Source organism: Vibrio sp. Vb0349 (assembly GCF_033338975.1).
Window position 1 is genome coordinate 1 of the sequence record NZ_JAWOTS010000006.1, and the last position, 22,209, is coordinate 22,209.

Here is a 22,209-nt window from a genome sequence, read left to right on the forward strand (position 1 = left end):
GTTCTTTTAGTTGTTGATTTCATAACACTCTCCAATTTTGGGGGTGGAAAGTGTCAACCTTATTTAGGACGGCACAGTAGATACAAAAAAGGCTTGGTTTTCACCAAGCCTTTTTCTGTTCAGTCATAGTAATACATCAAAGAATTACTTAGTACCGAAGATCTTATCACCTGCATCGCCTAGACCCGGAACGATGTAGCCTTTGTCATTAAGCTTCTCATCGATTGCCGCAGTGTATAGCTCAACATCTGGGTGTGCTTTTTCTAGCGCTTCAATACCTTCTGGTGCAGCAACAAGTACCAGCACTTTGATTTGGTTACAACCTTTCTCTTTTAGGAGATCGATAGTAGCAATCATAGAACCACCTGTTGCAAGCATTGGGTCAACAACAAGCGCAATACGCTCCTCGATGTTTGAAGCAAGCTTGTTGAAGTAAGGAACTGGCTCAAGCGTTTCTTCATCACGGTAAATACCCACAACACTGATACGTGCGCTTGGCATGTGCTCAAGAACTCCATCCATCATGCCTAGACCTGCACGTAGGATTGGCACTACGGTTACTTTTTTACCTTTAATCTGGTCTACTTCTACCGGACCGTTCCAACCACCAATGGTCACTTTTTCTGTTTCAAAGTCTGACGTTGCTTCGTAAGTAAGTAGGCTACCGACCTCAGTCGCTAACTCACGAAAACGTTTTGTGCTGATGTCACCTTCTCTCATTAGACCAATTTTATGTTTTACTAGAGGGTGCTTTACTTCAACAACTTTCATGTCCATCTCCGGCTATAGTTGGCAATATTTAAACAAACCTTCAGATTATACATGATTTTCACAGGGATATCAGGATAAATCACTAAAGAAAAAAACAGACGCAAACGTTTGCTATCTATGTTTAAGCACTGTTAGAATAGCGCCGTTTTCATATCCAACTTAATACCGAGGACTTCCCTGTGAGTGGTAACAACTCTTCTCTTAGCTATAAAGACGCTGGTGTAGATATTGATGCAGGCAACGCGCTTGTGGATCGTATTAAGGGTGCGGTAAAACGTACTCGTCGCCCTGAAGTTATGGGTGGTATCGGTGGTTTTGGCGCGCTATGCGAATTGCCAACTAAATACAAACAACCTGTACTGGTTTCTGGTACTGATGGCGTTGGCACAAAACTTCGCCTAGCACTGGATATGAACAAGCACGACACGATTGGCATCGACCTAGTGGCAATGTGTGTAAATGATCTTATCGTGCAAGGCGCAGAGCCACTGTTTTTCCTAGATTACTACGCAACAGGCAAACTAGACGTTGATACCGCAGCGGATGTTGTTTCAGGTATCGCAGAAGGGTGTGTTCAAGCAGGTTGTGCCCTAATTGGTGGCGAAACTGCGGAGATGCCGGGCATGTATGAAGGCGAAGACTACGACGTAGCTGGTTTCTGTGTTGGCGTAGTAGAAAAAGAAGACGTGATTGACGGCACGAAAGTCGCTGCTGGTGATGCACTTATCGCTGTTGGCTCAAGCGGCCCACACTCAAACGGTTACTCCCTTATCCGTAAGATCCTAGAAGTATCTGGTGCAGATAAGAGCGAAGAGCTAGCAGGCCGCACTATTGGTGAGCACCTACTAGAACCAACAAAAATTTACATCAAGTCAGCACTTAAGATGATTGAGAAACACGACATCCATGCGATTTCTCATATCACTGGTGGTGGTTTCTGGGAAAACATCCCACGCGTACTGCCTGAAGGCACGAAAGCAGTTATCGATGGTAACAGTTGGGAATGGCCAGTTATCTTCAAGTGGCTACAAGAGAAAGGCAACGTCGACACACACGAAATGTACCGCACATTCAACTGTGGTGTAGGTCTAATCGTCGCACTACCGAAAGACCAGGCAGACGCAGCAGTTGCTCTTCTTAAAGAAGAAGGCGAAAACGCGTGGGTGATTGGTCAAATCGCACAAGCAGACGCGAACGAAGAGCAAGTTGAAATCCAATAATTTGCAAATCGAGCTCAAAAGATAAGAAGAATGAGGACACTAGATGACTAGGTCCTCATTTTGCTATCTAGAACACTAAAAACCATTCTATTAGTAGGTAGTTTAGAAGCTACATAACTCCAACCTACAATACCAAGGCGCTCTCGACATCATGAAAAACCATACCCTAAAAAACTTTGTGGTCCTCATCTCGGGTAACGGAAGTAACCTGCAAGCTATCTTGGAAGCTTGCGAAGACAGCATGCCAAACGCACGAGTGGCAGCCGTGTTCTCTAACAAAGCAGATGCTTTTGGTTTAGAACGTGCAAAAAAGTTTGATGTAGACGGTCACTTTGTCGACCCTAAAGCATTCAGCTCGCGTGAAAGCTTTGATGCAGAGCTAATGAGTCAAATAGATGAATACCAACCAGACGTGATTATTCTTGCTGGTTACATGCGCATTCTGAGCAGCGCATTTGTTTCTCATTACATGGGTAAGATGATCAATATCCACCCTTCTCTTCTACCAAAATATCCTGGGCTACACACACACCAGAGAGCAATTGATGCTGGCGATAAAGAACATGGTACGAGTGTGCACTTTGTAACGGAAGAGCTTGATGGTGGCCCTGTCATACTGCAAGCAAAAGTTCCTGTGTTCGAAGACGATGATGCTAGTGTACTTGCGGCACGTGTTCAGGCGCAGGAGCACCGAATCTACCCTATGGTGGCTAAGTGGCTGGTAGACGAGCGGTTGATCATGAAGGATGGTAAAGCCTATTTGAATGGCGCAGAGCTTGGCGTACATGGGTACGCCTCAGATGAGTAGCCCTGAATAATAAACTCCAAGCACAAAAGAGCAGCCTGAGGGCTGCTCTTGGTTGTTTTAATACTTATAAACTTGATTCAAGAAAGCCGTAGTTAGACTAGAAACCTAAAACCCAACATTCTAAAAAATCCCATAACCACTTGAGTAACATAACACTCGGAAAGTAGATTCTGAATCTGGTTCGTTCTTCACCGTTCAGACTGACGAGGTGTTTTATGAGAAATTTCTATCAGTTACGTCTTTACAGCAAGCCTTAGCGAGACTAGGACTCTACTACCAGCACTCTAGAAAGTAAGAATGCTCATCCGTATCCGCCCTCGGTTTAAAACGCATAAAAATAAAGCTCGCGATTAAGCGAGCTTTATTTTTATATTCAGAGTAAGAGACCATCACTCTAACGGTTCGGTTGGCGCTTGATTGCCCGGCTTAGCCGCCGCAAACGGCACATTTACCAGTTCAGAGGCATTATTTTTGACTAGTTCACCTAGGTGAAACAAGCCGTATTCGCCAGGTTTCATACGCTGCCAAGCTTCGTTGCCCGTCAAAGGTTGAGTTGCGATCACAGAAACGATGTCGTGTGGCGTTGTTTCTTCTTGGAAGTTAATTTCCACATCTTCATCAAGCAACGCGGCTTTTCCAAACGGTGCGCGTCTTGTGATCCAATACAAATGATTGGTGCAATACGTCATTACATACTCACCATCACTCAGAAGCATGTTAAATACACCCTTCTCTTTTAGCTCATCACAACATTTAGCAACATATAAGAATACCGACTCCATATCCTTTGGTGGCTCAGGATATCGATCTTCCATTTGCTTCAATAACCAGCAAAATGCCAGTTCACTATCTGTCTCACCGACAGGTCGATGTCGACCTGTATGCAAGTCTTGGTAGCCAGAGAGCTGACCGTTATGCGCAAACGTCCAATACCTACCCCACAGCTCACGTGTAAAGGGATGAGTATTTTCTAAATTAACACCACCACGATTCGCCTGTCGGATATGACTAACGACCGCACGACTTTTGATGGGATAATTTTGTACCAACTCTGCTATTTTAGACTCACAACTTGGCTTGGGATCTTTGAAGGTTCGAAAGCCCTTCCCTTCGTAGAAGGTGATCCCCCATCCGTCACGGTGTGGGCCGGTTCGACCTCCACGCTGCATGAGCCCAGTAAAACTGAAACAAATATCCGTTGGAACATTAGCGCTCATACCGAGCAATTCACACATGGTTTAAAAAACTCCCTAACAACACAGCTCGAAACGGTGGCCGTAAACGATTATTCCATCTCTTTTTCGATCAACTGAATGATGATATGAATAATCTTAATATGAATTTCCTGAATGCGGTCTGCATAACCAAAGTGTGGCACGCGGATTTCAATATCTGCAAGGCCTGCCATTTTGCCGCCATCTTTACCTGTTAGCGCAATCGTCTTCATGCCTTTCGCTTGTGCTGCTTCAATCGCTTTCAGGATGTTACCTGAGTTACCTGACGTCGACAGACCAAACAGTACGTCACCTTTTCGACCAACCGCTTCTACATAGCGTGAAAACACGAAGTCATAACCAAAGTCATTACTCACACAAGAAAGGTGGCTTGGATCTGAAATAGCAATACCAGCATAGCCAGGACGATTTTCTCGGTAACGGCCTGTTAGCTCTTCGGCAAAGTGCATTGAATCACAGTGAGAACCACCGTTACCACACGACAATACTTTACCATCTTGCTTGAATGAGTCAGCAATCATTTTCGCCGCTGCTTCGATTTGCGCAATGTTATGGTCATCGCTTAAAAATTTGTTGAGCACTTCAGCAGCTTCGTTTAATTCACTTCTAATCAGATCATGGTACATAAGACGTTCTCTTTATTATTTCGGCTTCAGTCAGCTCTTGACTCACTGAGCAAATTGTTCTGATACCAATTTGGTATCGGACATTTCATAAACCTGAACTCGGGTTTGATTACTCTGAGTTTACCCACAAACGAGAATTAGTGTCGATAGTGAACCAACAGATTTAGATTAGTGATGGTAATAAACTTGTCAACTTGCTCATGAAACCATCACTCAAATCTCAACTTTAGAATTTTAACTCTACTTAGATCACTTTTTATCCAATCTTATGTTTTACATTTCCTTAATATTTTGATTACACTTAAACCAACTGGTTAGACCTCTTACCTAACATGCAGACGTACAAAACTTATAAAGTCTGAAAAGGAAAATATATATGGACATCTTGCTCTCAATCATCACGATGGCGATCGTGCTAGGCATTACGCTCTACCACCGCATGTCTCTCGTGAAATCTATTAGCTTACTCACCGCGGCCATGCTGGCTCTTACAGTAGCAGGTACTGTCGGCGTTATTGGTTGGGCTATTTACGTTCTCGCCGCAGCTGTGCTCGCGGTTCCTGGCGTACGTCAGTCTTTAATTAGCCGCAAAGCGTTAGTGCTTTTCAAGAAAGTGCTGCCAGCTATGTCTCAAACCGAAAAAGAAGCGTTAGACGCGGGTACCGTCTGGTGGGAAGCCGAACTATTTAAAGGCAAACCAGAGTGGCAAAAGCTACACGCGATTCAAGCACCTAAGTTAAGTGCAGAAGAACAAGCCTTTTTAGACGGCCCTGTGAATGAAGTGTGCGCCATGGTGAGTGATTTCCAAGTGACCCATGAACTCGCGGACTTACCGCCAGAAGTTTGGCAATATCTGAAAGATCATAAGTTCTTCGCCATGATCATTAAGAAAAAGTACGGTGGTCTTGAGTTCTCAGCATACGCGCAATCACTAGTACTACAAAAACTAACGGGTGTTTCTGGCGTTCTATCGTCTACCGTTGGTGTTCCTAACTCTTTAGGCCCTGGTGAGCTACTGCAACACTATGGTACTGAAGATCAAAAAAATCATTACTTACCGCGTTTAGCTGAAGGTAAGGAAATCCCTTGTTTCGCCTTAACGAGCCCAGAAGCGGGTTCTGACGCAGGCTCTATTCCAGATTACGGTGTGGTCTGTAAAGGCGAATGGGAAGGAAAAGAAGTACTGGGTATGCGCCTGACTTGGAACAAGCGCTACATCACCCTAGCGCCAGTCGCAACGGTACTAGGCTTAGCATTTAAACTTCGCGATCCTGAAGGTTTGCTAGGCGACAAAGAAGATCTTGGCATCACTTGTGCGCTTATCCCAACTGATGTCAAAGGTGTTGAGATTGGTAACCGACACTTCCCACTCAATGTGCCATTCCAAAATGGTCCAACGCGCGGTAAAGACATCTTTGTTCCTATCGATTTCATTATCGGTGGCGAAAAAATGGCGGGCCAAGGTTGGCGTATGCTGGTTGAGTGTCTGTCGGTTGGACGTGGTATCACGCTACCTTCAAACTCAACAGGTGGCATCAAAACTGCGGCAATGGCAACCGGTGCTTACTCACGTATTCGCCGTCAGTTCAAACAGCCGATCGGCCATATGGAAGGAGTTGAAGAACCATTAGCACGCTTGGGTGGTAATGCTTACGTGATGGATGCAGCAAGCAACTTAACCGTTGCGGGTATCGACTTAGGTGAAAAGCCATCAGTAATCTCAGCTATCGTGAAGTATCACTGTACGCACCGCGGCCAGCAAAGCATCATCGATGCAATGGACATCGTAGGCGGTAAAGGTATCTGTATGGGACCTTCTAACTTCCTAGCTCGTGGTTACCAAGGTGCGCCAATCGCAGTAACGGTTGAGGGTGCTAACATTCTAACACGCTCAATGATCATCTTTGGCCAAGGCGCAATCCGTTGCCATCCGTACGTTCTTGAGGAAATGAACGCGGCGTATTCTGAAGCAAGTAATGCTGTCGAGAAATTTGATAAAGCGCTTGCTGGTCACGTGAGCTTTACAATGAGTAACCTAGTGCGCAGTATCTGGTTTGGTTTGAGCGACGGTCTGGGCTCTTCATCACCAACCAAAGATGCAACCAAGCGTTACTACCAACAATTGAACCGTTACAGTGCAAACCTTGCTCTGCTATCGGATATCTCAATGGCAGTGCTAGGTGGCTCTTTGAAGCGTAAAGAGCGTCTATCAGCACGTCTTGGTGACATTCTAAGCCAGCTATATTTGAGCTCTGCGACGTTGAAACGTTTTGAGCAAGATGGCCGTCCGGTCGAAGATTTACCATTAGTACACTGGGGTCTACAAGACAGTTTGAAACAAGCGGAAGTGGCAGTAGATGAATTCTTAGCAAACTTCCCGAACAAAGTAATTGGCCGTGCGCTACGCGTATTAATCATGCCATTTGGTCGCGTACGCAAAGCACCAAGCGATAAACTAGACAGTAAAGTGGCGCGCATTCTACAAACGCCAAGTGCAACGCGCTCACGCATTGGTCGCGGTCAATACCTTGAACCAACCGAGCACAACGCAGCAGGTAAGATTGAACTTGCACTATCAGTCATTCTTCAAGCTGAGCCTGTGTTTGACAAAGTATGTAAAGCGCAGGGTAAGCGTCGCCCATTCTTACGTTTGGATATGATTGCTCAGGAAGGGCTAGAGCAAGGCTTTATCACGCAAGAAGAAGCCGATCTACTCAGAGAAGCGGAACAGCATCGTCTAGATACAATCAACGTTGACGATTTTGAGCCGGAACTGCTTGCCGCAAAGCCGCTATACCCTCAGATGGATAGTGTCGCGTAACTCTAGAATCTGAGACCACAAACGGGAGTATCAGCTCCCGTTTTTTATTGCTTCCAGAATCGGATTCATAACACCTCACACTACAAAGCCCCCCTGCGCAATAAAATCCTCGCACTCCAATCTTTCCCCCGATTTCCAGTGATAACTAACTCACAGACGTTCCAACTAAGCGGTGTATACTTTAAGTAACTCACTCACATATATGGTAAATCCGTTGGCTAAAATATTACTCGCACAGTGGTTCCCAGGGCTTGTTCAGCTTAAGCATTATCAAAAAGAATGGTTTGTTAACGACTTTAGAGCCGCCTTTTCTGTTGTCGCGGTTGCACTGCCAGTTGCCATAGCTTACGCACAGTTAACTGGTGTATCCGCAATTGTCGGTCTGTATTCGTGTGTACTGCCAATGTTGGTTTACGCCATGATGGGCACATCTCGACAACTCATTGTCGGACCCGATGCAGCAACCTGTGCAGTGATTGCTGCTGTTGTGACACCACTTGCCGCAGGTGACCCCACAAAACATTGGCAGTTGGTTATGACCATGACAGCGATGACGGGGATTTGGTGTGTACTGGCAAGTCGTTTCAAGCTAGGGGTATTTGCAGATTTCCTTTCTCGTCCGATTCTTTTGGGTCTACTCAACGGTGTTGCTCTCACAATTATCGTTGGTCAGTTTGCGAAAGTAGTCGGTTTGAAATACGAGCAACGTTATTTACTGGAACGTTTATGGGAAGCTCCACAACGATTAACCGATCTTCATTGGCCTACTGTAACTCTGAGTATCGTGACAGTTGTCGTTTATTTGCTCACCAAACGCTACCGACCAACTTGGCCTGCTGCCATGCTAGCGATCCTCGTAACTACTGCGTCAGTTTGGTTTTTCCATTTACAAGACATGGGCGTATCGGTTGTCGGACTCACTCAAGGTGGCTTCCCTCAGTTTCAAACACCGGAATTTGAGCTAGGTGAAGTTCGTGAACTAGTGGTCCCGGCGCTCAACCTTGCGATTGTCAGTTTTGTTAGCATGATGCTCACCGCCCGCAGTTTCGCGGCTAAAAACGGTTATGATATTGATGCAAATAAAGAGTTTCAGGCGTTGGGTTTTGCCAACATTGCCTCAGCGTTTTCACAAGGTTTCGCGATAAGCGGCGCTGACTCACGCACAGCCGTTAATGATGCAAATGGTGGTAAATCTCAATTAGTTTCGATTGTCGCTGCAATCACCATTGCCATTATTGCGGTATTTATTTACGAGCCTTTACAGTTCATCCCTATCGCTTCACTTGGTGTTGTATTGATCATTGCGTCCCTATCGCTGCTCGATCTTAAAGCAATTTGGAAATTAAAATCTCGTGACAAAGATGCATTTTATCTGGCCATCATTACTTTTATTTCTGTGTTGATCGTGGGTGTAATACCGGGGATCACTTTGGCGGTATTGCTAGGGCTGTTTCAATTTTTACGGATTGTCATGCGACCGAGTGATCAGCTACTTGGCTTGGATGAAAAAGGTACCATTCGGACCATCGACGACTCAGGAAAAGCTTCGCCTATTCCTGGAATGGTGATTTACCGCTTTAACTCACCGCTAACTTACTTCAATGCTCCTTACTTTAAACGTAGAGTGTTAGAGCAGGCAGAGCATCACAAAGACGCAAGTTGCGTTGTCATCGACGCCGTATCGAGCTTTACTCACTTGGATCTCAGTGTGATGGCAACACTGGCAGATATTCACAATACTTTGAAAAAGAGAGGTGTACGCTTAATCCTCGCAGGAAGGAAACGACGTCTTCGTCAATGGTGTGAGCTTACTGGTATCAGCACCAGTGAAGGAGGCATCTTACTGCGAGCTGATATGTACCTTGCCATTAAACTTAGTGGCTGTTACATCAGTGCTGTGGGTGAGGGACAAATTCCTACTGTTCAAAAAGAGCCTGATTTAGAGCAGCCACCCAAACCAATTCCAGAAGTGGCTTAAATACAAATTTAATATAGAAAACAGGAAATTAAACTCCTGTTTTCTAGTGCTTATCTTCACAGCTGAATACGTGTTACGCCTTTGGCTTAAACTTTTTTGTCATCCCTTGGCTTTTAGGAGCCACCAGCCTATAACCAAGCTTTTCGTAAAAGACCGGTTCATCAGCAATCATAGAAACGTAAGAGCCTTCAAGTGCAACAGAAGAAAGATAACCGTCGATGTATTCCATGACTTTTCTACCTAAACCGTTGCCTTGATAATCAGAATCAACGGCAACGTCGACAATTTCGAAGTTACACGCCCCGTCACCAACAACCCGACCCATTGCAATGAGCTTTCCTTCATCCCGAACAGATACGCCATATAACGAATTGGGTAGACCAATTTCAGCAGCTTTCAACGATTTGGGTGATAGCCCGGCTTTGATACGCATATCACAGTATTCTTTCGGGCTTGGCACATGCTCTTCATATCTTATTGTCATTATGTACTACTCCTTTGTATCACCTTGGAGCTTACATAACTAAACTGTATAAATAAACAGTTAAACGTTGGAAAGATGTTCCCATTAAGCACACAAAGTATCGGGTCTAGAAAAGAACCCGCCGACAACTCTGACGCCATAATAGATATAAGTTGCTCTGAAGCTAGACATTCCTTTTTCTAAACATGTTTCTCTCAACAACGTATCCGCATGCTTTCGAGCACTTTGAGGCAACACCTCTTCCCTCATGAGTTGGTAAAGAGCATCATGTACTAAAGAAGCTTTCATAATGTTTTTTGTGTCTAACGCTGGCCCACTCGCTCCATCCCATGCATAGCCCTTTTTAATCGTTAACACGCCTTGTTTGGACAAACTAAGAAAAGGGCTGTCATACGCCTGACTCACTGAAATGTGAGTCTCAATCTTTTCTTCAGAATGGAGAGTGTATTTATACTTCTGACGCTTTTTGTATTTCATCAGAGACCTCGCGTTTACTTATTCTTATTTATCACGCACAGCTGAATATTTATCCAGAAACCCTACAAGATCGGCTCTTGTTATTATGGCGTACTACCTATTACAAAGCCCAAATCAATATGAATAGAACTCCATGCAATCAATAAAGCCAGAACCCCTGACTTTATTGATCAAAATTCAACCAGAAACCCTTATTCTGAAGGAAGTCTACTCAATTTTTTATGGATATCTTCTACAAAATTGGCTTGTTCACTTGGAGAAACCTCTAGAACATAATGAAAAAACGGACTTGTATGCTCAGTAATTTTATACTCTTCACTTAACAGCTTAATTACTTGTTCATGATTAAATCGTGCGGAGACTAAGCCACTCTCGGTTTCTTGAGTTATAACTATATAGTGAGCGGTTGGAAAAACCGTAAACCTTCCTTCGACAGGAAACCAGGGAGCAAAAGAAATAATCTCGTCATCAATTATGTATGCTTGAGGTTTACTGACATAAGTGTAAGGGTACTTTTCATCTAAATAGGGTCTTGCTGTATCAAACAAGCCATCATAATAAGTTGGTATTTCTACTTTTTGGATTTTACTTAAGGGATCGAAAGTGAAGGTATCAAGTGATTTTAAATTATTACTTCCCGAATCTGGATTATTAACACCATTATCAATAGAAGAACAACCTACAATTATCACTGCACAAAAAAAAGCTAAAATTTTATTCATTATTTCTTTTATCTTTAATTGATTGTTTTGAAAGTTAGTCACATTAAAAATGCAACCAATTTAGAAAGTAAAAATGATATATTATTTATATAAAATCCCAAACATATATTTGAATACAGTAAACTTAAATATTCATAATTTATCCATTTTTCTTCTTCCAACTTGGTAACTTGATAAAAAAACGGAGCCGATTGGCTCCGTTTCTCGCTTTATGTGTTACTACTATTTCTTTGGTACTTCTAATTGCATCTCTGGCATGGCATCGCGCTTCGCTTTAATTTTGCGCCAGACTATCCATGCAATGATCACAATCAGCAGCATTATCAAATTACCCACCGCGATAATAATCATGCTGCGCTTACGCTCAGCCTCTCGCTCAGCGATAATTTGCTTTTCCATTTCAATACGGCGCTGTTCGGCTAATTCAGCTTCTTTTGCAATTCGAGCAGCTTCTAGATCAACTTCATCAACAACACTGAAGGTTTGCTCTGGAATAGGAAACACCAACGGACGCTGGGTTGCAAAATCAGTGGCAAAGATCTCGCCGCGCCATGCGTACTTACCAAGCTCAGCATCGTTATTGAGGTCCAACGTAACTCTCATTCCATCTTTAGAGACCTGTCCTTGGCTGTAACTAATGAAACCATCGGGAGCGTCCTTTTTCACTGTGACTGCAATGGAGCCTGGTGCAATCATACCTTGCTCGCCACTCACCACTAATTGGTGTGGCTTATCGGAATTACGAGCCTGAATAAAAGTACGAGAGATTGGGTTCGGATAAACCAAGATGACTTGTTCTTGCGCTCGTAAGAATACGCCATTGCCAGACGTGATGCGCGCGCGGTACTTACCAGGCTCAACGTCTATCGGGAGCTGAACCGTAAACACACCATCCCCTGCTTTTTCATCCAAGCCGCGGCCGTCATCAGAAAACTCACCCACAACCATCGGCACTGGACGAGCTTCTTTGATCAGCTCATCTTCATTTTCGACAAACTTGGTAAATGTCACGCGCAGATTCACGCGATCAAGGAAGTCGCGCAATACAAGAGGTTTGCCGTCGGAGGTCAGACGAGCTGTAAACTTAAGCGCTTCCCCATTATATAATCGGTTTGGGAACAGATCCGTACTGAGCTTTAGGTGAGAAATTAAGCGGATGTTATTTTTAGGCGTAACTTTCCCCACAGCCTGCCATGGACCTGGCATCGGGTTATCAACGGAAATAATATCGAGTGAGGCTTCTTGATACCAACGTACATTGTCGTAAGAGCCCCAAGCATAGTATTTTTTACCGTCAGGACGGACTAAAACAACTGGCTGAGAACTTTGCTCACGATAAACCAAAAACGTGATCTGCTCGATGGTTGGATCAACTCGAAAGCGATTGTCTAACAAAGACATTGTAGATTCACTCGCAGCACTCGAGAGACTACTCCATATCGCTAAAAACGCGACCAACAAAGCCCTCAACATAGCTTCTCCTATTGATGCCAAATACAGTCGTTCACCAACTCTAATCTTTTTTGGTGAGCTTCTAGTTCATCGGCACTTGCGCGCAAAACCTTTAGCGCTTTTCTTCCTTCAATACGACGAATGGTTTCTACCCCACCCTCTTGTTTATTCGCGTTAAATTCTAGACTCGTTTGACCACCCGTCATAAAGAGGTAAACGTCGGCTAGAATCTCCGCATCGAGCAAAGCTCCGTGGAGTGTACGGTGCGAGTTATCAATACCGTAACGTTCACATAAGATATCAAGGTTGTTTCGCTTACCAGGGAAGATTTTCTTCGCCATAGCAAGGGTATCGGTCACCTTGCAGTAGTCGTCCGTTTTGCCGATGTTAGGATCGAGCATGCCAAACTCGTAATCCATAAAGCCGGTATCGAAGGGCGCGTTGTGGGCAACAAGTTCTGCGCCTTTAATAAACTCAAGAAACTCTTGGTGCACGCTCGCGTATTCCGGTTTATCAACCAAGAATTCATCCGTAATACCGTGAACTTCCACCGCTTCTGGTTGGATTTCACGATCGGGTTTTAAATAAACGTGGAAGTGACGACCAGTCAGCTTACGGTTGATGATCTCCACGGCACCGATTTCAATAATGCGGTGTCCCATGTAGTGAGGACCACCCTCGCGGTTCATACCTGTGGTTTCGGTATCGAGAACGACAATGCGGTTATATTCAGAATTGCTGCTGGTATTCATAAGGTTATGTATGTCAGACTATGCTTTATTAAATGTTTCGGCTAATAGTACCAAAAAATATGACCAAACACGTTGAGATTTTCACTGACGGTTCTTGTTTAGGTAACCCAGGACCAGGTGGTTACGGCATAGTATTGCGTTACAAAGACGTAGAAAAGACACTTTCCAAAGGCTATACGTTAACTACCAACAACCGCATGGAAATGTTGGCGGCTGTCGTCGCGCTGCAGACGCTAAAACAACCTTGCAAAGTCACTTTAACGACTGACAGCCAATATGTGCGCCAAGGTATTACTCAGTGGATCCATAACTGGAAGAAGCGTGGTTGGAAAACAGCGGATAAAAAACCCGTGAAGAATGCCGATTTATGGCAAGCTCTAGACAAAGAAACCGCACGCCATCAAGTTGAATGGCATTGGGTAAAAGGCCACGCGGGCCATCGTGAGAACGAAATGTGTGACGAGCTAGCCCGGACTGCTGCAGAAAACCCAACTGAGGAAGATACAGGTTACCAACCCTCTTAGCGAGATTCTTTCCTCATAGTGTTACCCTCTCGATTCATCACCCCAAGTGGTGTGAGCTTTTTCTTCAAGCGCCAATGCGGTTTGATAGGCTTGAGAGGGTATGTCCGTTTCCGCGCGACTATGTAATACAAACTCCCAGCGGGTGATGCCCAATCACCAAGACTATTTTCCAACCATGTCCACATCGTACGGTAACGTTTCATCGGAAACAGCGCATAACGATCACAATGAATCACTTGATAATTAAGTAACCCTAACCAATCTTTGATGCGGTTCGACGTAAACATTCGTCCACTCCAAGGCAAATTATGTTTACGCCATGGAAGCAAACTCGCTAATCCAGTCAAGCTTAATGGGTTGAATCCAGTAATAATTACATAGCCATCGTCCATCATCACTCTATCGACTTCACGCAACAAACGGTGTGGATCGCTTGCATAGTCGAGCTGATGAGCGAGTATCACAACATCAAAGCTTTTTTCCAAAAAGGGTAATTCGTAACCATCTGCAATCACATTATGCAACGGGTTCTGGATATCTACGTTGACTTGGTGTTGAATGTTACAATTACAGCTGGTTAGCTCACAGCTCAACCCGCCCAGTTTGAGCATATGGTAGCCGAAGAGTTTCGGGCACCATTCATCAAGTCGGGTCTGGATTGACTCAAGCACCCACGGACCGTTGTTCATTGCTGACCAAGTCGACGGGTGTGGTATAGTTTTGTTGCTGAGTGCTGGTTTCATTAACCACCTGACTAAAATGGGTGACGGAGAACGAATCGTGTTAGAGATCAAAAGCATACCCGCATTTAATGATAATTACATCTGGCTGATACAAAATAGCGATAAGCGCTGCGCAGTCGTCGATCCGGGCGATGCGAAGCCAGTATTAGAATTTCTGCAGGCTAACGAATTAACTTTAGAAGCGATTTTAATTACGCACCACCACAACGATCACATTGGTGGCGTTCCAGACTTAGTGCGTGCATTTCCTAACGTCGCCGTTGTGGGCCCAAAATCAGAGCCAATTCCAACCCTAACGACACCAATGGAAGAAGGCGACAAGCTAGAGTTGTTTGGTGAGATTTTCTTAGTACTTGGGTTACCCGGTCATACTTTGGGCCATATCGGTTACGTTGGGGACGGAAAACTGTTTTGCGGTGATGTGCTCTTTTCTGCTGGCTGCGGTCGTATTTTTGAAGGTACGCCTGAGCAAATGTTTGAATCACTGAGCAAACTAACGTCTCTACCAGAAGAAACTCAAGTCTTCTGCGCACATGAATACACGGCGAGTAACGTGGCGTTTGCTCTAGCGGTTGAACCTGACAATGAGCAACTTCGCCAATATCGCGACGATGTAAACCGACTGCGAGCACTCAACATTCCGACACTTCCAACAACAATACGCAAAGAAAAGTGGATTAATCCGTTCTTGCGAACCTCTAACCCTGACGTGGTTCAATCTGTTGCTAGTCGCATTAAAAATAGCGATCCATGCTCGGTTTTTACTGCTTTACGCGAGTGGAAGAACGAATTTTAACCATTTTCTGCTTGTAAGTTTGCAAGACCCCAGTATTATCAGGGACTGATTTTTCGAGAAGCGCCACTGGCGCTTCTCTTACGTTTGGGGTTGATATAAATCTATTTGAATTTCTCCCCATTGCATAATTAGAAGCTCTTTGCCTCTATAAATTAGTTAGTGTTTAAAAGATGTCTATTATCTTGCGACTGCCACGCACATTACGTTGCGCGACAGGCAGGTGAAGATAAACAGGCCCTAAATAGGCTGAATCCATGCGTTTGAAGTATACTTGGGCGTTGGCGTTGTTATTATCTGGCTGTCAATTGACTCAGTCAGATTCAACGTCTTCTACACCAGAAACCAATAAATCTGAGCAGACTGCAAAGCAAAATGCAGTAAAAGCTCAACCGGGCAATAAATCGTCACTAGCAAAAAAATCCGCTAACGACGCGCCTAAAGTTCTCTCCCCCCAAGAACAAGAAGATGTGTGGCAACGTATCGCCATGCAGCTGGACATGGATATCCCAAACCACAAGAAAGTGGACTACTACCGTACGTGGTATTTAAAGCACCCAAATCACCTTTACACGGTATCTAAGCGTGCGACTCCTTTTCTATACATGATCACAAAACGTATCGAAGAGCGCGGACTCCCAATGGAGCTTGCTTTACTTCCTGTAGTGGAAAGTTCATTCGATGCCTTTGCCTACTCACATGGTAGCGCGGCTGGGTTGTGGCAATTTGTCCCTGGCACCGGAAAAATGATGGGACTAGAGCAAAACTACTGGTATGACGGTCGCAGAGATGTGGCAGCAGCAACGGATGCAGCGCTGGACTACCTTGTACAACTAAACGAGCGTTTTGATGGTAGCTGGGAGCATGCAATTGCTGCTTACAACAGTGGTGGTGGCCGTGTTTCTAGCGCAATTCGTAAAAATAAAAAGCTCGGTAAACCTATCGATTTCTTCTCATTAGACTTACCAAAAGAGACCAGTAGTTACGTTCCTAAGCTATTGGCCTTGGCTGACGTTATCGCAAACCAAGACAAGTACGGACTTAATATTCCTGCAATTCCAAACAAGCCTGTTCTAACGCTTGTTGATCCAGAAGAGCAGTTAGATCTGGCTATTGCCGCAGATTATGCCGGCATTAGCGTAAAAGAGTTGCAGAGTTACAACCCAGCATACAACCAGTGGTCGACAGCGCCTGAGGGGCCGCACCAACTTTTGATTCCCGTAGAGAAAAAAGAGACTTTTCTCACCAAGGTGGAGAAAAATCGCGGTAAAGGGATGAAGGTCGCTCGCTACAAGGTGAAATCTGGTGACTCTTTAAGCGTGCTAGCTAATAAATACGGCACAACCACGAAAGTCATTCGACGTGCCAACGGCCTATCGAATAACAACATTCGTATTGGTCAATACCTATTGATTCCGACATCAACAAAAGACGATGCAAAATATGCATTAACGGCACAAAACCGATTAAACAAGACTCAATCTCGTGCTCGTGGTCAACTCAAGCTCACCCATGTCGTTCAGTCTGGAGAAAGTTTGTGGTCAATCGCACGTAACAATAAAGTGTCGTATAAATCGTTAGCTAAATGGAATGGTATGGGCCCTAAAGATCCATTGCGTGTGGGTCAAAAGCTAGTGATTTGGAAGGACTCAGACAAAGGTTCTGTGATCCGTACCGTTTTCTACAACGTTCGCTCTGGCGACACCATTAGCGGCATTGCAAGCAAGTTCAAAGTAAAAACGAACGACATCGTGAAATGGAACTCGCTACACAAGAAAAAATACTTACAACCAGGTCAAAAGCTTAAGTTGTACGTTGACGTAACGAAGGTAAGTGTATGAACCCATCAAGCAATCCACTTGTGATGCTGTTGGACATTTTTCGTTCTCCAACATCTTGTTTTCTTGCGCTTTATCAACGCGGTGGATGGGGATGGCAACCGTTCATCTTCCTGATGCTGAGTCCGTTTTTATTCTGGGGTGCTTACTTTTCGAATGTCGATTTCACGTGGCTCAGTGACCAACTTGCTGCGCAATTTCAGCAAATCGACCCGAAGCAGATTGAGCTATTAGAACCAAACACGCTAATGGCAAGCGCGATCATCAATGATGTATTCAACCGCTTTGCCACCTTACTATTGCTCGCGCTTTGGTTCTTTCTTGCAACAAAGGCAAGCAAACAACAATACGGTTACTGGAAATGGTTTGCCGCATCGTGTGCTATCTTATTCCCAGCAGTATTGGGCGATGTAGCAAGCTACGCGAGCTTGCTACTCAAGCATGGTCAGGTAATGACTTACGCTGCCGATTTAAATAGCCTCAATGGTCTATTAAAGCTGCCTCTTACTAACGAATGGTCTCATTTCGCTAGCTCGTTACCTTTGCTTCTGCCTTGGTACATTGTGCTCGGCTACGGCGTTGTACTGACGTGGACGGAGTTTGAACGTGGCCAAGCTTTGGTGATTGCAAGCCTGCCATGGGTATTCTTCTACGTTATTTGGGCACTTTATATTGTGGTAACCTAAGCTAGTCATTTAACGTAAATGACAATAACAATGGGTTATGATCGGAAGCGTCGCTCTGCGGCGCTTTTGCGTACTTAAGCGTCAGACCTCGGTAAAACACATGGTCCAGTGGTAACCCTGTTATAAATTGGACTCGATGATCCGGCAAGAACGTCACCTCTTGTAAGTCCGCAGCCTTTAAGGCCTGCCTCATCGCATTAACGCGAGATTCACTCCAGCTATTGAAGTCTCCAGCAAATAGAATTGGCCCCACATGATGCTTTAAAAGCATTTCAAGCGCCGTTAACTGCGATACATACTCTTTTGTACCTACGGTGAAGTTAATCGCATGTACATTCACCACAGCGAGTTTCTCGCCATTACTCAAGTGATACTGGCTATATAATGCAGACTTAGGTAAGCGAAGCCACGGCTCTTTAGAGGTGTAAGCGCAGGCTTTTTCTGGTTGCCCTTGAGCAATACTAATTACACCGGCACCGCTACCCAGCGCCTTAAAAGCACTCACTTGATTACTAACCCAGCGACCATCCACCAACCACTGTTTAAATGATGGTGTCATGCTGGCTTCTTGCAATAACAGTAACTGCTTATCAGCAGAAAACTCATCGAGTGCACGTTGCCAATTAGCCCGGTTCTGTTTGTAGATATTCCAGACAAGCACATTGATTTTGCCGTCATGATCGAGAGCTTTTGAATCGCTAAATTCGATGCACCTAATATCTTGTGTCAGCTCGGTACCTGTTTGGGTAATAATTTGCGGCTGATCTGGTACGGTGAAAATAACCTGGAAGCCGACCAATACCGCCATAATAAGAAAAGCTAACGCCAGAAAAAAACGCTTAAACATACGACAAACCTGAATGTAGGCACCCGAAATCTAGAACAACTAATCTCGGGTTAAATGATTTCACTAATAAGCAAACAACAAAAAAGGAGCCACTTGGCTCCCTTTTAGCATAATAAATACGAAACAGGTGACAAGAAACCTTAGATCGCGTCTTCGTCTTCTTCACCAGTACGAATACGAACCACACGCTCAATATCAGTGACGAATATTTTACCATCACCAATCTTACCAGTTTGCGCGGTTTCAATGATTGTCTCTACGCATTTATCAGCCACATCTTCGGTTACAACGATTTCGAGCTTCACTTTAGGTAGAAAGTCCACCATATACTCTGCACCACGGTAAAGCTCTGTGTGACCCTTTTGGCGACCAAAACCTTTCACTTCAGAGACGGTCATCCCTGTAATGCCAACTTCAGCTAGCGCTTCTCGAACATCATCCAATTTAAATGGCTTGATAATCGCTTCAATTTTTTTCATGTTCATCCCTTAAGCTTCAATCGATTGCGCTTATTATCGTTTAGCGTTTCGCAACATTCAATGTTTGTCTCTGATCCACCAGCGAAAATCCAGGCTGAGCAAATTAACATGGCGAATATCATAAGTTGATAAAACCCAATGAGGACTGCTCAATGCCCAATCGTCCAAGCTTTACTTCAGACTCGCGTTTACTTCAAACTTGCGTAGTAAGCCGCTAGGTTAGCGATGTCTTCATCAGACAACAATGAAGCTTGAGCTTGCATCACAGCAGCAAGCCCACCTGTTCGCTCTTTATTTTTATAAGCTTTAATTGAACTGATAATATATTGCTCATTTTGCCCTTTCAGATTTGGGTAACCCGGAATGACAGCAATACCATCAGCGCCATGACACGCCGCGCATACTCCCGACTTTGCTTGACCTGCTGCGACATCTCCCGCAGCTAGAGCTTGCCCACTGAACATGGTTAACGCCACCATTGCACCCATGATTGTTTTCTTCATTGCTTCACCTAATCAATTATTATTTAAGGATTTTTATATTTTATAATCGACATTGTGGCATGAATTTTCATTACCTGCGCCAAATAAGTTCACAATCTTGACCATTAAATGCCTGATCAACGAACAGATCTGCCACAGCAACGACTCGGTCTTGATACATCAAAATCGGAATTTGACGACGCAGCCAGCTTGGCACATTGTATTCTTGGAACAACTTCTTCAGTTTTCGACTGTGATTACGCGTGGTTGGATGCGCTGATAAGCCTTCCGGATTAAAGGTCACGCGAAGCAATTCTGGCTGACTCGGAAGCGCAATCGTTGCGTTGCTAGAACTCGTCGTTAAGGTCAGCTCCCCTAGCCGCTCTGGCAGCGACAAAGTCGCATCAACTTGAATCGTACTTTGCCACTCAGTGACGTCAGCCGTTTCCGTTACCCAATAGAGACAATTTCGAAAACGGCGCACTTCACCTTGTTTAAGTTGTAGTTTGGGGTTGGCATCTTGCTGAGCTAATGCGACTTCATTCCAGATGAGATTGAGTTGTACCTGAGTCGGCATACTAGTATTAAGCTTAGACAGCCACATACGAATCAAGCGCGCACGCGCTAATCCACTGTGCTTAGCCAGTTCTTCAATACTCAAACTTAGATCCGTTTGTAAAGCGCGTTCAAACACCGCGCTCAATAGTTCATCCAATAGCGCTTCTTGTTGAGCACATAAACTTGCACTGCGCTGAACCGCTTGATGGATACTCGGCCAGCGACCAGACAATTCAGGAATAACACAATGACGAAGAAAGTTACGATCATAACGGGTATCTTGATTGCTTTCGTCTTCCACCCACTCCAAGCCTAATTTAGTAGCGGCGTCTTCGATGGTCTTCCGCTTGATAGTAAGCAATGGTCGAACTAGAGATCCGCAAGAAAACGGCATACTCTCCGCCATCGAAGATAACCCTTTAGGCCCGCTGCCGCGCTTAAGCGCAAGGAGAAAAGTCTCTATTTGATCGTCGGCATGTTGACCAGTCAACAGTATATCGCCTTCTTGAATGTACTTAGTTAAGGCTTGGTAGCGAGCTTCACGAGCAAGAAGTTCAATACTTTCACCATTGCTGATGTCTAAGCTCACTCGCTCGATCGAGCACGATATCCCCACTTGTTGTGCCCAAAGTAAGCATTTATCGGCCCAATTATCGGCATTCGAGCTTAAACCATGGTGCACATACACAGCGTGACACTCTACAGAGTGCGCTTGTTGGTAGCGACTGAGTAATTCGAGTAAAAGACGTGAATCCACTCCTCCGCTAAACGCTAAGACAACCTTAGTGCCTAATTGATAGTAGCGGCCGAGAACTTGAGCAAAATGCGGGTAAAGCGATTCCATAAGCGATCCGATAGGTACAAAAAAAGGGCTGGACTCTCATCCAACCCTTTCTATTTTAACTGTTATCACTTGAGATATCAGCTAACGCTTAATAGCAATCACCGAAATTAACAGTAACCGTAGCTCATTAGACGCTGGTAACGACGCTCACGTAGCGTCTCTTCATCCAATTGTTCTAGATCTTCTAGCTGACGAAGTAGTGTCGCTTTCATATTCGCTGCCATTTGAACATGATCGCGATGAGCGCCGCCTAGTGGCTCTTCAATGATTTCGTCGATCAGTTCAAGCTCTTTAAGACGCGGAGCAGTTAGACCCATTGCCTCTGCCGCTTGTGGCGCTTTGTCTGAATCACGCCATAAGATTGAAGCACAACCCTCAGGAGAAATTACTGAGTACGTAGAGTACTGAAGCATGTTCACGTAGTCGCCTACACCGATTGCTAGTGCACCACCAGAACCGCCTTCACCAACAACGTTACAGATTACTGGCACTTTAAGACCAGACATCACTTTTAGGTTTTTCGCGATAGCTTCAGATTGACCACGCTCTTCTGCGCCCACACCTGGATACGCGCCAGCCGTGTCGATAAATGTGATAATCGGCATGTTGAAACGCTCTGCCATTTCCATCAAACGTAGCGCTTTACGGTAACCTTCTGGTTTCGGCATACCAAAGTTACGTTTCACCTTTTCTTTGGTCTCACGACCTTTTTGGTGACCAATGATCATCACAGGGCGGCCTTCAAGGCGAGCCATGCCACCCACAATCGCTTTGTCGTCTGCAAACGCGCGGTCACCCGCTAATTCATCAAACTCCTCAAAAGCGTGTTGGATGTAATCCAGCGTGTAAGGACGTAGTGGGTGACGAGCCAGTTGAGCTGTTTCCCATGCACCTAGGTCACTGAAGGTTTTTTTCTTCAGCTCTAAGCTTTTCTTCTCAAGCTGTTCGATTTCTTTATCCAGGTCAATCGCAGAATCACCACCGTGACGAGAGACATCACGTAATGCTTCAATTTTCGCTTCTAGTTCTGCAATTGGCTTTTCAAATTCAAGAAAGTTTAGGCTCATCT

At 44.7% G+C, this 22,209-nt stretch carries 22 protein-coding genes; 8 read left to right on the forward strand and 14 right to left on the reverse strand.

Annotated elements, in window-relative coordinates:
* Nucleotides 1–144: 144 nt before the first annotated feature.
* Nucleotides 145–771 carry a uracil phosphoribosyltransferase gene (gene upp / locus R7Q47_RS09160; protein WP_167415385.1) on the reverse strand — a complete coding sequence of 209 codons (627 nt, stop codon included), beginning with the start codon at nucleotides 769–771 and terminating at the stop codon, nucleotides 145–147.
* 179 nt (nucleotides 772–950) lie between these two features.
* Between upp and purM the strand changes: the two genes are divergently transcribed.
* Nucleotides 951–1,991: a phosphoribosylformylglycinamidine cyclo-ligase gene (gene purM, locus R7Q47_RS09165; RefSeq protein ID WP_005389861.1), complete on the forward strand. Its 1,041-nt coding sequence runs from the start codon at nucleotides 951–953 to the stop codon at nucleotides 1,989–1,991.
* Between the two features lie 151 nt (nucleotides 1,992–2,142).
* Nucleotides 2,143–2,799, forward strand: a complete 657-nt coding sequence (purN, locus tag R7Q47_RS09170) for a phosphoribosylglycinamide formyltransferase (RefSeq protein WP_318088934.1) — start codon at nucleotides 2,143–2,145, stop codon at nucleotides 2,797–2,799.
* Nucleotides 2,800–3,188: 389 nt separating this feature from the next.
* Here the strand turns inward: purN and R7Q47_RS09175 are convergent, their stop codons facing one another.
* Together R7Q47_RS09175 and lpcA are read right to left on the reverse strand one after the other, a co-directional pair.
* Nucleotides 3,189–4,034, reverse strand: a complete 846-nt coding sequence (locus R7Q47_RS09175) for a class II glutamine amidotransferase (RefSeq protein ID WP_005385395.1) — start codon at nucleotides 4,032–4,034, stop codon at nucleotides 3,189–3,191.
* A 50-nt stretch (nucleotides 4,035–4,084) separates the two neighbouring features.
* Nucleotides 4,085–4,660 (reverse strand): D-sedoheptulose 7-phosphate isomerase, encoded by a 576-nt coding sequence (lpcA, locus tag R7Q47_RS09180; protein ID WP_005380392.1) that lies wholly within the window; start codon nucleotides 4,658–4,660, stop codon nucleotides 4,085–4,087.
* Nucleotides 4,661–5,036: 376 nt separating this feature from the next.
* Here lpcA and fadE point away from each other — a divergent pair, with 376 nt between their 5' ends.
* Together fadE and R7Q47_RS09190 are read left to right on the forward strand one after the other, a co-directional pair.
* The gene (gene fadE / locus R7Q47_RS09185) at nucleotides 5,037–7,481 is read left to right on the forward strand and encodes an acyl-CoA dehydrogenase FadE (RefSeq protein ID WP_005385392.1); all 2,445 of its coding nucleotides are present in this window, start codon (nucleotides 5,037–5,039) and stop codon (nucleotides 7,479–7,481) included.
* Between the two features lie 202 nt (nucleotides 7,482–7,683).
* Nucleotides 7,684–9,459: a SulP family inorganic anion transporter gene (locus tag R7Q47_RS09190; RefSeq protein WP_167415386.1), complete on the forward strand. Its 1,776-nt coding sequence runs from the start codon at nucleotides 7,684–7,686 to the stop codon at nucleotides 9,457–9,459.
* A gap of 73 nt (nucleotides 9,460–9,532) precedes the next feature.
* Here the strand turns inward: R7Q47_RS09190 and R7Q47_RS09195 are convergent, their stop codons facing one another.
* The 5 genes from R7Q47_RS09195 to dnaQ form a co-directional block, all read right to left on the reverse strand.
* Nucleotides 9,533–9,943, reverse strand: a complete 411-nt coding sequence (locus R7Q47_RS09195) for a GNAT family N-acetyltransferase (protein WP_005391824.1) — start codon at nucleotides 9,941–9,943, stop codon at nucleotides 9,533–9,535.
* A gap of 84 nt (nucleotides 9,944–10,027) precedes the next feature.
* A complete protein-coding gene (locus R7Q47_RS09200) occupies nucleotides 10,028–10,420 on the reverse strand; it encodes a DUF1353 domain-containing protein (RefSeq protein ID WP_137282304.1) in 393 nt (130 codons plus the stop codon).
* Between the two features lie 191 nt (nucleotides 10,421–10,611).
* Nucleotides 10,612–11,184: a hypothetical protein gene (locus tag R7Q47_RS09205; RefSeq protein ID WP_137282305.1), complete on the reverse strand. Its 573-nt coding sequence runs from the start codon at nucleotides 11,182–11,184 to the stop codon at nucleotides 10,612–10,614.
* 180 nt (nucleotides 11,185–11,364) lie between these two features.
* A complete protein-coding gene (locus R7Q47_RS09210) occupies nucleotides 11,365–12,615 on the reverse strand; it encodes a TIGR03503 family protein (RefSeq protein ID WP_318088935.1) in 1,251 nt (416 codons plus the stop codon).
* Between the two features lie 8 nt (nucleotides 12,616–12,623).
* Nucleotides 12,624–13,346 carry a DNA polymerase III subunit epsilon gene (gene dnaQ, locus R7Q47_RS09215; protein WP_005380385.1) on the reverse strand — a complete coding sequence of 241 codons (723 nt, stop codon included), beginning with the start codon at nucleotides 13,344–13,346 and terminating at the stop codon, nucleotides 12,624–12,626.
* A 59-nt stretch (nucleotides 13,347–13,405) separates the two neighbouring features.
* Here dnaQ and rnhA point away from each other — a divergent pair, with 59 nt between their 5' ends.
* The gene (rnhA, locus tag R7Q47_RS09220) at nucleotides 13,406–13,870 is read left to right on the forward strand and encodes a ribonuclease HI (RefSeq protein WP_005380384.1); all 465 of its coding nucleotides are present in this window, start codon (nucleotides 13,406–13,408) and stop codon (nucleotides 13,868–13,870) included.
* Here rnhA and R7Q47_RS09225 read toward each other — a convergent pair.
* Entirely contained in the window at nucleotides 13,867–14,613 is a 747-nt protein-coding gene (locus R7Q47_RS09225) for a class I SAM-dependent methyltransferase (RefSeq protein ID WP_017636046.1), read from the reverse strand. The genes rnhA and R7Q47_RS09225 overlap by 4 nt on opposite strands.
* Before the next feature lie 37 nt (nucleotides 14,614–14,650).
* On the opposite strand from R7Q47_RS09225, the gene gloB reads away from it, so the two are divergent.
* From gloB to R7Q47_RS09240, 3 genes are all read left to right on the forward strand, one after another.
* Nucleotides 14,651–15,409: a hydroxyacylglutathione hydrolase gene (gloB, locus tag R7Q47_RS09230; protein ID WP_005380380.1), complete on the forward strand. Its 759-nt coding sequence runs from the start codon at nucleotides 14,651–14,653 to the stop codon at nucleotides 15,407–15,409.
* Nucleotides 15,410–15,663: 254 nt separating this feature from the next.
* Complete coding sequence (locus tag R7Q47_RS09235) at nucleotides 15,664–17,247, forward strand: LysM peptidoglycan-binding domain-containing protein (RefSeq protein ID WP_318088936.1); 1,584 nt, start codon at nucleotides 15,664–15,666, stop codon at nucleotides 17,245–17,247.
* Entirely contained in the window at nucleotides 17,244–17,930 is a 687-nt protein-coding gene (locus R7Q47_RS09240) for a YIP1 family protein (RefSeq protein ID WP_005380375.1), read from the forward strand. The genes R7Q47_RS09235 and R7Q47_RS09240 overlap by 4 nt, the downstream gene beginning before the upstream one ends.
* Nucleotide 17,931: 1 nt before the next feature.
* On the opposite strand, the gene R7Q47_RS09245 is transcribed toward R7Q47_RS09240, so the two are convergent.
* The 5 genes from R7Q47_RS09245 to accA form a co-directional block, all read right to left on the reverse strand.
* The gene (locus tag R7Q47_RS09245; protein WP_054574849.1) at nucleotides 17,932–18,777 is read right to left on the reverse strand and encodes an endonuclease/exonuclease/phosphatase family protein; all 846 of its coding nucleotides are present in this window, start codon (nucleotides 18,775–18,777) and stop codon (nucleotides 17,932–17,934) included.
* A gap of 140 nt (nucleotides 18,778–18,917) precedes the next feature.
* On the reverse strand, nucleotides 18,918–19,256 hold the full coding sequence (gene glnB / locus R7Q47_RS09250; protein WP_005380372.1) for a nitrogen regulatory protein P-II: 339 nt from the start codon (nucleotides 19,254–19,256) through the stop codon (nucleotides 18,918–18,920).
* 188 nt (nucleotides 19,257–19,444) lie between these two features.
* Nucleotides 19,445–19,759: a c-type cytochrome gene (locus R7Q47_RS09255; RefSeq protein WP_033905507.1), complete on the reverse strand. Its 315-nt coding sequence runs from the start codon at nucleotides 19,757–19,759 to the stop codon at nucleotides 19,445–19,447.
* 70 nt (nucleotides 19,760–19,829) lie between these two features.
* A complete protein-coding gene (tilS, locus tag R7Q47_RS09260) occupies nucleotides 19,830–21,140 on the reverse strand; it encodes a tRNA lysidine(34) synthetase TilS (protein ID WP_318088938.1) in 1,311 nt (436 codons plus the stop codon).
* 107 nt (nucleotides 21,141–21,247) lie between these two features.
* A complete protein-coding gene (gene accA / locus R7Q47_RS09265; RefSeq protein ID WP_005380365.1) occupies nucleotides 21,248–22,207 on the reverse strand; it encodes an acetyl-CoA carboxylase carboxyl transferase subunit alpha in 960 nt (319 codons plus the stop codon).
* Between the last annotated feature and the right edge of the window lie 2 nt (nucleotides 22,208–22,209).